Annotated in this window: 11 protein-coding genes; 4 read left to right on the plus strand and 7 right to left on the minus strand. The window is 61.6% G+C overall.

From position 1 onward, the window contains the following. The first annotated feature begins 1 nt into the window (after window position 1). Window positions 2–1,618, plus strand: a complete 1,617-nt coding sequence (gene cimA / locus Q355_RS15640; protein WP_036259101.1) for a citramalate synthase — start codon at window positions 2–4, stop codon at window positions 1,616–1,618. Window positions 1,619–1,639: 21 nt separating this feature from the next. On the opposite strand, the gene Q355_RS0108850 is transcribed toward cimA, so the two are convergent. The 6 genes from Q355_RS0108850 to Q355_RS0108875 form a co-directional block, all read right to left on the minus strand. Continuing rightward, on the minus strand, window positions 1,640–2,152 hold the full coding sequence (locus tag Q355_RS0108850; RefSeq protein WP_027877475.1) for an isoprenylcysteine carboxyl methyltransferase family protein: 513 nt from the start codon (window positions 2,150–2,152) through the stop codon (window positions 1,640–1,642). Further along, window positions 2,146–3,207, minus strand: coding sequence for a type III polyketide synthase (locus Q355_RS0108855; RefSeq protein WP_036259117.1), 1,062 nt, complete (start codon window positions 3,205–3,207; stop codon window positions 2,146–2,148). Before Q355_RS0108855 ends, Q355_RS0108850 begins: the two co-directional genes overlap by 7 nt. A gap of 5 nt (window positions 3,208–3,212) precedes the next feature. Then, window positions 3,213–3,998, minus strand: a complete 786-nt coding sequence (locus Q355_RS0108860; protein WP_027877477.1) for a nitroreductase family protein — start codon at window positions 3,996–3,998, stop codon at window positions 3,213–3,215. Window positions 3,999–4,113: 115 nt separating this feature from the next. Then, window positions 4,114–4,395: a hypothetical protein gene (locus Q355_RS0108865; RefSeq protein ID WP_027877478.1), complete on the minus strand. Its 282-nt coding sequence runs from the start codon at window positions 4,393–4,395 to the stop codon at window positions 4,114–4,116. Window positions 4,396–4,620: 225 nt separating this feature from the next. Then, a complete protein-coding gene (locus Q355_RS0108870; protein ID WP_245597541.1) occupies window positions 4,621–5,196 on the minus strand; it encodes a hypothetical protein in 576 nt (191 codons plus the stop codon). Between the two features lie 192 nt (window positions 5,197–5,388). Continuing rightward, window positions 5,389–6,810 carry a phosphoglucomutase/phosphomannomutase family protein gene (locus tag Q355_RS0108875; RefSeq protein ID WP_036259103.1) on the minus strand — a complete coding sequence of 474 codons (1,422 nt, stop codon included), beginning with the start codon at window positions 6,808–6,810 and terminating at the stop codon, window positions 5,389–5,391. Between the two features lie 114 nt (window positions 6,811–6,924). On the opposite strand from Q355_RS0108875, the gene Q355_RS0108880 reads away from it, so the two are divergent. Continuing rightward, window positions 6,925–9,045, plus strand: a complete 2,121-nt coding sequence (locus tag Q355_RS0108880; RefSeq protein ID WP_027877481.1) for an ATP-dependent helicase — start codon at window positions 6,925–6,927, stop codon at window positions 9,043–9,045. Window positions 9,046–9,252: 207 nt separating this feature from the next. Here the strand turns inward: Q355_RS0108880 and Q355_RS0108885 are convergent, their stop codons facing one another. After that, entirely contained in the window at window positions 9,253–11,538 is a 2,286-nt protein-coding gene (locus Q355_RS0108885) for an LruC domain-containing protein (RefSeq protein WP_027877482.1), read from the minus strand. Window positions 11,539–11,623: 85 nt separating this feature from the next. Between Q355_RS0108885 and Q355_RS0108890 the strand changes: the two genes are divergently transcribed. Together Q355_RS0108890 and Q355_RS16205 are read left to right on the plus strand one after the other, a co-directional pair. After that, a complete protein-coding gene (locus Q355_RS0108890) occupies window positions 11,624–13,237 on the plus strand; it encodes a hypothetical protein (RefSeq protein ID WP_156941898.1) in 1,614 nt (537 codons plus the stop codon). Continuing rightward, on the plus strand, window positions 13,234–14,358 hold the full coding sequence (locus tag Q355_RS16205; RefSeq protein ID WP_051529363.1) for a mannosyltransferase family protein: 1,125 nt from the start codon (window positions 13,234–13,236) through the stop codon (window positions 14,356–14,358). The genes Q355_RS0108890 and Q355_RS16205 overlap by 4 nt, the downstream gene beginning before the upstream one ends. Window positions 14,359–14,400 lie beyond the last annotated feature (42 nt).

The following is a 14,400-nucleotide window of genomic DNA, read 5'->3' on the forward strand; positions in this document are numbered from 1 at the left end:
CATGATCGAAATCCTCGACACCACCCTCCGCGACGGCACCCAGGGCGAGGCCGTCAACCTGTCGTCGGACGATAAGATCGCCATCGCACGCCGCCTGGCGGCTTTTGGGATTCCCCTCATCGAGGGGGGCTGGCCGGGCAGCAACCCCAAGGATGCCGAGTTTTTCGCCCGCATGAAGGGGGTAGATCTGGGGAAAAGCCAGCTCTGCGCCTTTGGCTCCACCCGGCGTAAGGGGGTGCGGCCCGAGGACGATCCCTCGGTGCAGGCCATGCTGGAAGCGGCCACCCCGGTGGTCACGGTGGTAGCCAAGAGCTGGGACTTTCACGTGACCCAGGCGCTCGAGGTCTCTTTGGAAGAAAACCTTCGCATGATTGAGGAGACCTACCGCTACCTGGTGGGTCAGGGTCGGCGGGTGATCCACGATGCCGAGCACTTTTTTGATGGCTTCAAGGCCAACCGGGGCTACGCTATGGCGACCCTCGAGGCCGCCGCGCGGGGCGGGGCCGATACCCTGTGCCTGTGCGATACCAATGGGGGGAGTTTGCCAGAAGAGGTCTTCGAGATCACCAGGGCTGTGCGCGAGGCCTTTCCGGGCCTCACCATCGGCATTCACCCCCACAACGACGCCGAGCTGGCGGTAGCCAACGCCCTGGCAGCGGTGCGGGCCGGGGCCACTCACGTGCAGGGCACCATCAACGGCTACGGTGAGCGCTGCGGCAACCTGAACCTGACCAGCGCCATCCCCAACCTGATGCTAAAGTACGGCCTACCGCTCAAGGGACTCACCCCCGAAAGACTGGCCGAGCTGCGCGAAGTTTCGCACTTTGTGGACGAGCGGGCCAACCTGGCCCCCAACCTGCGCGCGCCCTACGTGGGGGATGCGGCCTTTGCCCACAAAGGGGGCATTCATGTCTCGGCGGTGCTCAAAGACCCCCGCACCTACGAGCACGTGCCGCCCGAGGCGGTGGGCAACAGCCGAAGGGTGCTGGTTTCCGACCTTTCGGGCCGAAGCAACCTGCTGGCCAAGCTGGCTGAGTCCGGGGTTAATGTGCCCAAGGAGATAGCCGGGGCTTTGCTGGAGGAGGTCAAGCAGCTCGAGCACGCCGGCTATTCGTTTGAAGGGGCCGAGGCCAGCTTCTACCTGCTGGCCCACAAGCTGCGGGGCGGGCAGATGCCCTTCACCGTGGAAGGCTTTACGGTGTTTGTGCACGTCAACGATGCCAACCCCGAGACCCCCACCTGGGCCGAGGCCACGGTGCGGGTCAGGGTGGGCGAAACCCTACAGCACACCGCAGGCGAAAGCCAACACGGGCCGGTTTCAGCACTGGACAAGGCCTTTCGCAAGGCCATCGAGTCGTTTTATCCCGAGATTGCCGAAATCGAGCTTTGCGACTACAAGGTGCGCATCCTCTCGGGCCAGGAAGCCGGTACCGCCTCCGGGGTCCGGGTCATGATTGAGATGCACCGCGCGGGGGAGCGCTGGAGCACCGTGGGAGCCAGTAAAAACAACCTGGAAGCCTCCCTCAAAGCCCTGACCGATGGCTACGCTTACGCCCTGGTGAGAAGCCAGGAAGTACCGCAAAGTGTGGACCCGCGGGCGGATTTACCTCAGCGCTAGCCCTTGAGGCTCTGGGTCTGTCTAGGTTTGATCGTAGGTCGAGAGCGCTTTTTCCTCCGCGGGGATGCGGACGGTCAGCAACAACCAAGCGTTGAGCAGTGTGGCTGCCAGGGCGGTGATCCAGGCGTTGAAAATGAGCGGCAAGGACAGCAGCTCCAGCGCAACTGCCAGGTAGTTGGGGTGGCGCAGGTAACGGTAGGGCCCACCGGCGATCTTTTTTGCGCCAGGCACGATGATGATGCGGGTATTCCAGTACCTGCCCAGGCTTTGAATAGCCCAGTAGCGCAGACCCTGAGCCAGCACGAACACGGCCAGCCAGAGCCACCAGATGGGGGAGAGCTGCTGGCGTGCCAGGCCCTCGAGCAGCCATCCAAGCATCCAGCCAAGGTGCAGCAGAAAAAAAACCGGGTAATGTTCGCGTCCGTACTCCCTGGCCCCCTGGGATAGGGCCCAACGCAGGTTGGCCTGGGCCAGCCGCAGCTCTAGAATTCGCTGTACCACAACAAAGGCCAGTGCCAGCCAGAGGGCTACCACTCCAAGACCACCCCTTCTGCCGCAAAGCCAGGCCCCAGGGCCAGCAATACCCCTTTGCTTCCTGCGGGGGGGCGCTCGAGCTGGTACATCTGCCGGGCCAGCACAAAAAGCACCGTGGGGCTCGACATATTGCCAAACTTTTTGAGCACGCAGAAGGAGGCCTCGAGGCTCTTCTCGTCCACCGCCATGCCGCTTCGGTAGGCCTCGAGCACCTTGACCCCGCCAGGGTGGAGCGTCCAGGTCTGGATGTCCCCTGCCGATAAGCCATGGCCAGCCAGGCCGTCCCGGATGAGGTTGCCTAGCTCACCTTGTACCAGGGCGGGTATGCTCTGGGCAAAACGCACCTGCAGGCCCTCGGGGCTTACGTCCCAGCCCATTACGTCGTAGCTGTTGGGCAGCAAGCGGCTGAAGCCACTCAGAATAGCTGGGCCGATGGGGGAGTCTAGGGAGGCGGGATGCCCCAGTACCACTGCGGCGGCCCCATCGGCAAACAAACTGGTGGCCACCAGGTTGCTTTTGCTCAGGTCGCCCCGGACAAAAGTAAGGCTGCAAAGCTCGACAGCTACCAGCAGCACATACTGGCCAGAACCTTGCCCGGCCAGCTCGGCGGCCCGGGCCAGCCCCGCCGCACCGCCTGCACAGCCCAGCCCCCACAGGGGCAGGCGCACCACCGAAAGGGGCAGACCCAGGCGTTGGGCCAGGTAGGCCTCGAGGCTCGGGGTGGCGATGCCGGTGGTGGTGACCAGAACCACGGCTCCTATCTGCCGGGGCTCGAGGCCCGCCAGCGCAAGGGCTTCTCGGCTGGCTTTTTCGCTCAGGACCAGGGCGCTTTCGAACCAAAGCTGGTTTTTTTCACTGAAGCCATGCGGCTGTGCGAACCACTCGAGCGGGGCGGCCAGGTAGCGCGACTCGATGCCGGTGTTTTCAAAGACGCTCAGCAGTCGCTTTAGGCCCTCTAGGCGCTCAAATAAAACCTGTGCCAGCGCACGCGCCTCGGGCTGGCCCACCTTATAGGGTGGGTTGGCCGTGGCCACACTCAAAATTCTGGGGTGCATAAACCTCATCCGTCGCTTTCGGGGGTGGTGCAGGAATCGCGAAACACATACTGCGAGATGCGCTTGCGGTGATCAGACTTCCAGTCTATGCGGGGCCGGGGTTTTTGCGCGGGCAGGTAGCCCAGCCGGTAGATGGCCATAAGCTCCAGGTGCGTGGGCACTTCCAGCAGCGCTTTTAGCTCCTCCCAGGCTGCGGGTACTTCCATGGGCGTGGAGACAAACTGAATGCCCATGCCCAGCTCCACTGTGGTGAGCCAGATGTTTTCAATGGCCATACCCAAGCCCAGCACGCTATAAAAGCCCGAAAGTTCGCCAGGGCGGTACTCTTGCTTGTCTAACAGCGCGGCCAGCAGCAATGGCGAACCCGCTATCAGCTTGCGGTTGTCCTCGCCCAGGGTTTGGGGAACGCGCAATGTCCGCAAAAGCCCCAGGGCCGAGGGGCTCATAATTTGGCGGGTAAAAGGGCGCAACGGCCCGGGCAGCTGGTCAATCAGGATGCCGTCCCGCCGCTCCTCCATCTCTTTTTCGCTAAAACGGAAGTAGGGGCGGTACCGCTCAAAAAATTTGCCATCCGTAATGAGCTGCTCCATGGTTCTTCCACCAATTTCAGCGATTTTTTCCCGCTTGGCTTGGTCTTCTATCAGGATAAAACGCCAGGGCTGCGAGTTGAAGTGGCTGGGAGCCCGGCTGGCGGCTTCCATGAGTAGATGCTGGTGCTCTCTGGAAACAGGTTTGTCCAGAAAGGGGCCGTTGGTGGTTCTGCGTTTACGAATGACTTCTAGAAACTCCATACCAAGTGTCTCCATAAGCGAAATGCGAGATGTCGTACCGAAAGTTTGCTTTAGGAATTGCGCCAGGCATGCATTGACTCATTCCGCTGGTCTTGCCAATCTGCCCTGGCGCAACTCAAACCCCTAGCGACAGCAAGTATCCGATCAACCCTAGCATACCCAGTGTGGGGTGAAGCCAGGTCCGTGGCCTAGCCTTAGGAAACAGTGCCAGGCAGCCTATGGTAAGCGAAAGCCACCATTCCCTTGCAAAGATCATGGCTATAGCGGTGCCAATAAACACCACCAGGTATAGCCCGTGGTGCCAGATGCCGAAGTGGGCCAGGCGAAAATGCGCGGCCAGACCCACCAGCAGATTGAGCATATAAAGGCCAAATCCCACTGCAACCAAAAGGGACATCCCCCCCCAGCATAACGGTATGACCAATTATGATTGTGCACACCGGCTCAAGGTCAAGCCGTACCGGCGCTATTCCGCGCTTGAAGCACGCCTGGCTCCGCGCAAACAGCAACGATTTGGCGGGCAGGTGTGCTGTGCGGGACAAAGCAAACAAGTTGTGAGCAGCGCAATATTTGTGAAGAGCGCTCTAAGCACAGCCTATAACCGAGCGAGCGCCTGTTATGGCTACCTTCGCTCACAGCTCGAGCCGGTCCAGCGGCCACCACGGCTCTGGCACTCCCGCCGCAGGTTTTCCTCGGGGGCGCGTAACACCGCAAACACCAGACCCGCCGGGTAACCGCCAGCACCAGCCCCCAGGCCCAGCTCCAGGCGGGTCAGGGTGAAGCTTTCGCGGGTGCTGGGAACCTGGGTGCTCACATAGCCCCGCCCATCCCAGGTGTAAATCACACTTTTGATCACCCGGCCATGGGGACGATACGGTGGGTTGACCTGCAATTCAATCTCGATAGGCTTTAAGAAGCTGGTGGCCCCAGAGGAAAGCCGGTAAATCCCCACCACCTCACGTTCGGAGAGGGTCTGAATAAAAAACACTTCGTTTTGGGGCGGGGAAGTGGGTACGGCCTGCAGACGCTCGAGGCGGAAGCGAACCGAAGAAACCAGGGCACCGGCGGGAATCAACACCTGAATACCAGGTAGTGTCAGGGTTCCGCCTTGTGCATCAACACGGCGCTCGACCACAGGGGCGCTCAGCCCCCATCCCCCAGTTGCCATCAGACCCAACAGCAGCACCAGCCGAATCATAGCTTCACCCTACTTCCCTGCCCAGGTTAACCTACAAATATCTGAGAAAATCCAAGTTAGTTCTGCGCCAACCTTGCATAGGGCTTCAACCGGGCAGTGATAGAAAACTGAAGCTCGATGGGGACATGGTACGGCGCCAACATACCCACTGGGCTGCAGCAGGGGAACACCCTCAACAGTGGGACTGGCGGGCTACAAACCTACCAGCTTTCTGGCCTCGGCCAGGACGGCCTTTACGGTTTTCTCGTCTTGGGCCTCGCAGTAGATGCGCAGCACCGGTTCGGTGCCGGAAGCCCTGAACAGCAGCCAGCCGGTATCGTTGAAAAGCCACTTGATGCCGTCCAAATTCTCGCTGCCGCTCACCTGCTGAGCTGCGATGGGATGCGGGGTTTGCACTTTCTCCATGACCTGCTTAAGCTGCTCCATCGAGGGCAGGTGTAAATCGATGCGATCGTAGGCGTGCTTGAAGCCTACCTCGGCTTCAATTTCGGCAAACTGCTGGCCCAGGCTTTTTCCGGTATGTATCACCGCTTCCAGGAGCAACAGGGCGTTGAAAATTCCATCGCGTTCGGGTATATGCCCGGCTACACCGATACCGCCCGATTCTTCTCCCCCAATCAGGACACCGCCCTTTAGCATCTCATCGGTGATGTACTTGAAACCGATGGGCGTGACCAGCAGCTCCAGGCCCAGCTTATGCGCGAGCTTGTCGATAATTTTGGAGGTTGAGAAGGTCTTGACCACCCGCCCGGATAGCCCTTTGCGGTGAAGGTGTTTGAGCAACACCGCAAAAATCTGGTGGCTGTTGAAGTTGATTCCGCCTGCCAGCACCGCCCCAATGCGGTCGGCGTCCCCATCGTTGACGGCGGCAAAGGTGGGGTCTTCCTCGGCTTTGAGCACGGTCATGACGGTGAACTGGTTTTGGGGGATGGGTTCGGGATTTACACCGTAGAACATGGGGTCGGGCACGGCGTGCAGCTCACGAAGCTCGAGCTTCAGTCCCGCATGCTTAACAAAGCCGGCCAGCCAACCAGCCCCGGCCCCGCCCAGGCTGTCGTGATACATCACCCCGCTGTAGTTACGCAGCGCCTCCATGTCCAGCTGCTGCGCAAGGAAGTTGTAGTAGTCTTTGCGTACATCGAAGCTATGAACGGTTGCGCTGGCTTTCTTGGGTTCAGCACCAAGGTGCTTTTCCACTTCAGCTACCAATGCCGGTGTGGCCGCCCCGCCGTAGCTGCCCTTTATCTTGAACCCCAGGTACTCGGCGGGGTTATGGCTTGCGGTAATCATTACCCCCCCATCGGCCTGCAAGTGCTTCACTGCAAAAGAGAGCACCGGCGTGGGGAGGTAAGACCTGGCCAGGTAGACTTGCAGTCCGTTGGCGGCCAGCACCTCGGCGGCCCTTTGGGCAAACCTATTGGCCAGGAAGCGGGTGTCATAACCAACCACCACCCGCTTGCCCTGGTGCTCGAGCAGGTATTGGGCGTAGGCCTGGGCCACCAGCGCCACATTGTCGAAGGTGAATTGGTCGCCAATAATGGCTCGCCAGCCGTCGGTGCCAAACTTGATGCCTGTATTAGATGGGTTGCTGACGGCTTCTTTCGCCTTTTCCATACCCCAACACTATACAGGAGGCAAAGGCAGGGGGCGCGGGGAATTTGCCGGTTCACGGCGTACCCGCATGACTCACCCCTTGTCATGGGTTGGGTGATAGACTTCTAAGGCTTTATGTCCGACCTCCTTTCTTCCCTCAATCCCTCCCAGCAGGAGGCCGTTTTGCACTTTGAAGGCCCGGCCCTGGTGGTAGCAGGGGCTGGTTCTGGTAAGACCCGCACGGTGGTGCATCGAATTGCCTATTTGCTGCGTGAGCGGCGCGTGTATCCCGCCGAGATACTGGCCGTAACCTTTACCAACAAAGCCGCCGGCGAGATGAAGGAGCGGCTGGAAAAAATGGTGGGGCGTCCTGCAAAAGATCTCTGGGTTTCTACCTTTCACGCGGCGGCGGTGCGAATTTTGCGTACCTATGGTGAATATGTGGGGCTTAAGCCGGGCTTTGTCATCTACGACGACGACGACCAGAATGCGCTTTTGAAGGAGATTTTGAAGGAGCTTGGGCTCGAGGCCAAGCCCGGCCCATTCCGGGCCATGATTGACCGCATCAAGAACCGTGGGGATGGCCTGGTGGAGTTTTTGCGCGAGGCCCCCGACTTTATTGGGGGAGTGCCCAAGGATGTGGCTGCCGAGGTCTACCGCAAATACCAGAGCGGCTTGCGGATGCAGGGGGCGGTGGACTTTAACGACCTGTTGCTGCTGACCATCGAGCTTTTTGAGCAGCACCCCGAAGTCTTGCACAAGGTGCGCCAGCGGGCCCGCTTTATTCACGTGGATGAGTACCAGGACACCAACCCGGTGCAGTACGAGCTAACCCGCCTGCTGGCCGGCGATAAGCCCAACTTGATGGTGGTGGGCGACCCCGACCAGAGCATCTATGGCTTCCGGAGTGCTGACATCAACAATATCCTCGACTTTGCCAAAGACTACCCTGGTGCCAGGGTTATTCGCCTGGAGGAAAACTACCGCTCGAGCAGCACCATCCTGCGGGTGGCCAATGCGGTTATCGAGAAAAATGCACTGCGCTTGGAAAAGGTTCTGCGCCCTACCAAAGAGGGGGGAGAGCCGGTGCGCCTCTACCGTGCCCCCAATGCCCGCGAAGAGGCCGCATTTGTAGCCAGAGAAGTTGTTCGGTTGAGGGACTTCCAGCACATTGCAGTGCTTTACCGCACCAACGCCCAGTCGCGCTTGCTGGAAGAGCACCTGCGGCGGGCCAATGTGCCGGTACGGCTGGTAGGGGCGGTGGGTTTTTTTGAGCGCCGGGAAATCAAGGATCTGTTGGCCTATGGGCGCGTTGCCATCAACCCGGCCGACTCGATTAACCTGCGCCGCATTGTGAACACCCCGCCCCGTGGCATTGGGGCTACCACGGTGGCTAGGCTGGTTGAACACGCCCAGAAGTCCGGCATCACGGTCTATGAAGCTTTTCGCCTTGCTGAGCAGGTGATTAGCCGTCCCCAGCAGGTGCAGGCGTTCGTGCGGCTGCTGGACGAACTGATGGAAGCAGCTTTCGAGACCGGCCCAGCTGCTTTTTTCGAGCGAGTGCTGGATGAAACGGGTTTCCGTGAGGCCCTCAAGCAAGAACAGGACGGCGAAGACCGTTTGCAAAACGTGGAGGAACTGCTGCGGGCCGCGCGGGACTGGGAAGAAGAGGAGGGTGGCAGCCTTTCGGACTTCCTCGACTCGGTGGCCCTGACGGCCAAAGCCGAAGAGCCGCAGGGGGATGCCCCGGAGGAAGCCGTAACCCTCATGACCCTGCACAACGCCAAGGGCCTCGAGTTTCCCACGGTATTTCTGGTGGGCCTGGAAGAAAACCTGCTGCCCCACCGCAACAGCCTGAACCGCCTGGAAGACCTGGAAGAAGAGCGGCGCCTGTTTTATGTGGGCATTACAAGGGCCCAGGAGCGGCTTTATCTGTCTTATGCCGAAGAGCGGGAAACCTATGGTAAGCGCGAATTCACCCGCCCGAGCCGTTTTTTGGAGGACATTCCCCAGGAACTGCTCAAGGAGGTGGGGGCTTTTGGTGATAGCGAGGTGCCGGTGCTGTCGCACAGCCGCCCTGAGCCCAGGCCCAAAACCCAGCTTTCCGAGTTTAAGGGTGGCGAAAAGGTCAAACACCCCAAGTTTGGCAGCGGGACGGTGGTGGCCGCGATGGGTGGGGAGGTTACGGTGATGTTTCCTGGAGTTGGCCTGAAAAAGCTGGCCGTCAAATTTGCCGGGCTCGAGCGGCTCGATTGATTAAGTTTAGAGCGTGTTTGAAAACGTGCCTCACGCAATCTTAGCGAGACGTGCGAGCACAAGGTGGGACATGCAGGCGTAGATAATGGCCTCGGTGGTGCGTGTAATAAGAAACCCCAATTCGGAAAAGCCACCAGCCACATTCCCCCAAACAATCAATCGGTAGAGCTGGTTTGGCCCTACCGATTGGGCATTCCAGGGAAAACCTTACTTATAGCGGTTGGAACCCGGCTGAGCCAGCGAGGGCAGGTTCATCAGCTTGCTGGTCTCGCGGTAACCTGGCAGATCGCGGTACCAGTCCTTGTAGCTCGAGCCCCCACTAGCAATCCAGGGGTCGAACTTAAGATAGCCGTCCCGGATGTCGATGCCCAGGCTAACCCAGCCTCCGGGCCCGTCCAGCTCTTCCCGGACGTATTTGTGCTCGGTGGGCAGGTGCAGGCCCCAGGGGCGCCCGATGTTGTCGATGTAGTAGCGGCCAATCACCGGGTCGGTGGTATCGTCTTGGGTTTTGAACAGGGTGCCGTCGGCTTTATCGCTGGGGCGGAAGCCCGCTAGGTGAATCTCAACCCCCCGTTGCCACTGCGGCACGTAGCGATCGCCTTGCAGCACCACCGGGTTGGCCACAATGAAGGGGTTGTAGGGCGGCGTGCCCGGGGCGGTAAAGGGCAGGGGCTGGACCAGGTTGATGGTCATCCGCACCCGCCCAGGGGTCTTGTAGGGCTCTTCGGGCACCACGTTGGCGTAGAAGGGGCGGGTGGGCAGGGAGGGCTCGAGCAGGTCGTAGCCATCGTCGAAGACGAAGAACACCGCCTTGCTCTGGCCCGCCTCGGTGCCGTTGGGGTTGCGGTCGGTGCTGTAGTGGATGGGCGGCGGGCCAGCCTGCCAGGGGCCCCCGTTCTTCTGCCACTCGTAGCTCACGCTCTCGACCTGGCCCGGCAGAAGGTCGGTGGCAAAGGCGAAGCCGTTGTGCCAGCCCCCGCCCAGGGCTTTTACAACAAACTCGGCCTGAATCTGCACGAGCTGGCTGTTGGCGTTGGTTACGTGGTTGATGCGGTAGTCCACCACCACGTCGTTGAAGTCGTAGTCCCCCTTGCGCGGCCACAGGTCTTCGAAGGCCAGGGTGCCATAGTCGCTTTTGGCGGGGAAGTAGTTGTTAAAGGCCCGCTCGGGGTCGCTGGGGTAGGCGTCGTAGGGGTCGTTGACGCCGTCTTCGTCGGTATCGGCGGCCTGCGGGTCGTCGGTGGGCAGGAGGTCGGCGGTGCGGGTCAGGTCGGGGTTGACGGGGTCACGCACCAGAATGGACTCCTTCTTCACCGCGGTATAGGGGCTGGCCTCCACCAGCAGGACGGCGTCGTTGAAGTCCTGGTCGCCGCCATGGTGGCGCAGAATGTCTTCGAAGCCCAGCAGCAGGGTCTGCTGGTTGTCGTCGAAGAGCAGCACCGTTTGCGCGCTTTGCTCGACGCTCATGCCCTGGGTGCGGTACAGCTGGTAGTTGAGCACCGGGTCGGAGAAGACGGTCTGCTCGTAGCTGCGCTCGAGCACCCCCGTGCTGCTGCTGCGCCAGCCGTTGGCCACCAAAAACCAGCCAATGCCGGTTCCAGCGGGGAAAACGTCGCTCCAGTTAGCGCCATCGAAGTATTTGAGCTTGACCCGGTTGCCCGCAAGCAGGCCGCCCCCGGAGCCCTGGTAGGAGGCGTTGGGGTAAACCATAATCATGCGGTCTAGAATCTCGCTGACGCTGTGCGGGGGGTTGTCTGCGGGGTAGATGTAGTACCCCACGGCGTTCTTGTAGCCTGCCCCTTCGTGCACGAAGGTCAGCCAGACCTCAGCTGGGTCTTTCAGCACCAGGTTACTGGTCGCTTCGCGGGCAATGTAATTCTTGTGAATAGGGTGCAGCGGCAGCGGGGAGCGCTCGGGCAGGGTGGCGTTGATGGTCTGGAGCATCTGGCTGGTGAGCTTGCTGCTATTGGTGGTAAGGTTGTTGGGCACGCCCAAGCTGTTCCAGTTGCCAAAGCCGCTCAGGTAGTGGTAGCTGTAGTTGACGCTCTGGAGCTGCACCCCCTCGGGCCTGCTGGCAGAGGCCGGAACCACCACGTTCAGGCTGCTGACCGAGGCGTTGTCCAGGGTCACTCGAGCCCGGCCCTGCTGGATAGGAACCTTGATGGGCTCGCTAATAACCCCGATGTAGTCCACGCGCAACCCCACCGCGTCGAGGTCGGCAGGCAGCGTGACCTTGGCGGCAAAGCGGCCCGAGGCATCGGTCTGGCCAGAAAGTACGGTGGAGCCTTCGTCCACCTCGCCATCGGGCAAAAAACCCTGGAACACCGCTACCGGAGCCCCAGCGGCAGGCTGACCCAGGGCCTTGACCTGTACCTCGACCTCGACTTCCTGGGTGGTTTTGTAGTGGAAGGCCGGGCTGGCGGGCCGGGGGTTGGAGCAAGCGGCCAACCCCAGCACGGCCAGCAACAGGATATAAGTATGATTGCTGTGCATACACCACCTCATCAATTAGGTTAGGCGGGGATTTGTAGAAAAGTTGTGACCAATGGGCGGGATTCCGGTAAACTCGAGGCCGCCCATGTCCATGTACCGCTACCTGGCCCGCATTACGCCCTGGGGAACCCTTCTGATCTGCCTGGCGGGCCTCAACCTGGGCCTGCACTGGGGGCTGGCCCCGCGGGAAGGGCCGCTCACACCCCTGCCCTACAGCGCCGCAATCGGCAACCCCGCCCCCCCCAAGTGGCAGGAAATAAGCAGGGGCTTGTGGCTCAGCGAGGTGCATCTGGGCCGACAAAGGTCGTACCGCCTCCTGCTCAGCGGCGATGCGGCGCCGCAAAGCAGCTACGAGGTGATATTTATGGCCCAGGCCACCAGCCCGCTCGCCCGGGCCCATTATGTTCGGGTCGAGGGCCAACGGCTTTCCAGTGGCTTCTACGACGCCCAGGGGCAGGCCCGCTCCCTGGTTGAGCACCCGCTCGAGCGCCCGCTTCCGCTAGAAATTGCGCTGGAGGCCAAGCGTTACACAATTGGGGTGGGCGGGGTGGAGGTGGCTTCGCTGCCGCTGCGCTACCAGGGGGGGCGGATCCTGCTGCGGCTCGAGGGCCGCCCAGCCCTGCGGCAGCTGCAGGTGTTGGAGGGGGCCGGCCAGCTCCAGCCCAAAGCCCCGGCCAACCCGGCCCCGGGTCGGGTGTTGTATGCCGAAAACTTTGCTAGCGCCCAGCGCCGGTTTGTGCTGCTTGGGGGCAGTTGGCGGGCAGGGCAGGGCTTCCTCGAGCAGACCGAGGCCCAGGGCTTTGACCGGGTCGCCCTGGCCCCCATCGGTCCGCAGCGCTTTTATCGCCTGCGGGTGCGCCTACAGCACCTCGAGGGCGCGGGCGGTGGGGTGGTGTTCAACCTACCCAACCCGCGCCGCCTGGCCCAGGGCCACCTGGTGCGCTACGCCGAGGATGGTCGCAGCGTGTTCTGGGGCTACTTCAATGATCAGGGCACCTTCGTAGGCCAGGGGTTTGTCAAAGTCGAGCCGCCCGGCGCCGCGCCACACCTGCTCGAGGTGTTCAGCTACGACAAAACCTACGAGGTATGGCTCGATGGCGCACAGCTTGCCCGCGACGTGCCGTTGGTTTCGAACGCTGGGCACCTGGGGCTCACCACCTCGCTCAGCCGGGTGATGTTCACCGAATTGCGCCTCGAGGCCGCTGGCCCCGCGCCCCATACCCCCCGTCTGCCCTTCGGGCCGCTCATCCTGCACGCCATCGAAGGCACCTGGATGCCGCAAGGCCAGGCCTTGTACCAGCGCTCCAGCCAGCCCACCCTGGCCCGGGCCATTAGCGCCCAGCCCCTCCGGCCCCGCCGCCTGCGGGTCGAGCTGCGCTGGGCCTCGCCCCAGGCCGGGGCGGGAATTTTTATCGTGCCCCACCTGGGTCTGGAGCAGGGGGGCTGGGGTATACGGCTCAGCCAGGGGGGGCGCCAGGCCACCTGGGGGCGGCGGCTGGAGGGAGAACGCCTGGACGGTGGTAGTGTAACGCTAGAGCCTGGAAACCAGGTAGTCGCGATTGAGCTCGCAGAAAACCAGGCGCGTGTATGGCTCAACAATCAGCTCCTCTATACCCTTCCCCAGGCCGAAGCAGGCTTTTTGGTGTTGCAAACCCTGGGCGGCCCAGTGGGGTTCGTACCCTTGGAGGTCGAACCATGAGGTCTGCGCTTCAGCGCTTCTGGGCTGAGTGGTCTTGGCCGCTGCAGGTGTTCTTGCTCACCCGGCTGGCCCTGCTGGGGGTTGCCTTCCTCGCCGATGTGGCCCTACCGGGACCACCCGAGGCGGCGGGGCGCCTCGAGCCGAGCAACCTTTGGCTCGATGTCTGGGCCCGCTGGGACAGCGGCTTTTACCTGCACATCGCCACCCAGGGGTACTACCTCTACCCCGACGAACCCTCGGCGGTAGCCTTCTTTCCCCTTTACCCGCTTTTGCTCAAAGGCCTGGCGGGGCTGGTGGGCAATGCGGTGCTGGCCGGGGTGCTGCTCAGCCACCTGAGCTTTGCCCTGGCCCTGATGGTGCTCTGGAAGCTGAGCCTTCAGCTTCTCAATAGCCCGGCAGCGGCCCGGCGCGCCGTTTTGTACCTGGCTATCTTCCCCACCAGCTTCTATTTCAGTGCGGTGTACACCGAAAGTCTGTCGCTGCTGTGGGTGCTGCTGGCTTTTTATGCCTTACACGAGCGCCGGTGGGAATGGGCCGCCGTCAGCGCGGCGCTGGCTTCGGCCACCAGGGTAACGGGCATTCTGCTGGCTGGGGTGTTGTGGCTGGAGTACCTGCGGGCTTGGGAGGGGCGCAGCCGGTGGCCTGTGGGCCTTGCCCTGGCCGGGGTGGGCAGTCTGGGGCTGCTGAGCTATATGGCTTTTCTGGCCGTTCAATTTGGCGACCCGCTGGCCTTTTGGAGCGTTCAGGGTAGCTTCAGCCGCGAGGTGGGGGGCTTTATCGAGGAAATTCGGCCCCTCTTCCAGCAAAACTTTCTGACCGGCCCCATTTCCTGGAACGTTCTGCTGGATCTGCTGGCCCTGGTATTTGGGGTTGTGGGCTCGCTGGTGGCCGCCCGGCGGCTGGGGCTGGGCTATGCCCTTTTTGGCCTTTTGAGCCTGCTGATCCCTTTCAGCAGCGGAACCGGGAGCCTCAGTCGCTACGTGCTGATGGTCTTCCCTGCGTTCATGGTGCTGGCAGAGGCCGCCGAGCGCCCCTGGCTGGACAGCCTGATTCGCTTTATTTTTCCGTTGCTGCTGGGTCTGCTGCTGGCCATACATGTCAATGGCATTTTTGTGGCATAAAGAAAAGAAGGGATAGGGGCGGTTTAATACCGGGTTTGGGTG

This window comes from Meiothermus cerbereus DSM 11376 (assembly GCF_000620065.1).
Lineage (GTDB): Bacteria > Deinococcota > Deinococci > Deinococcales > Thermaceae > Meiothermus > Meiothermus cerbereus.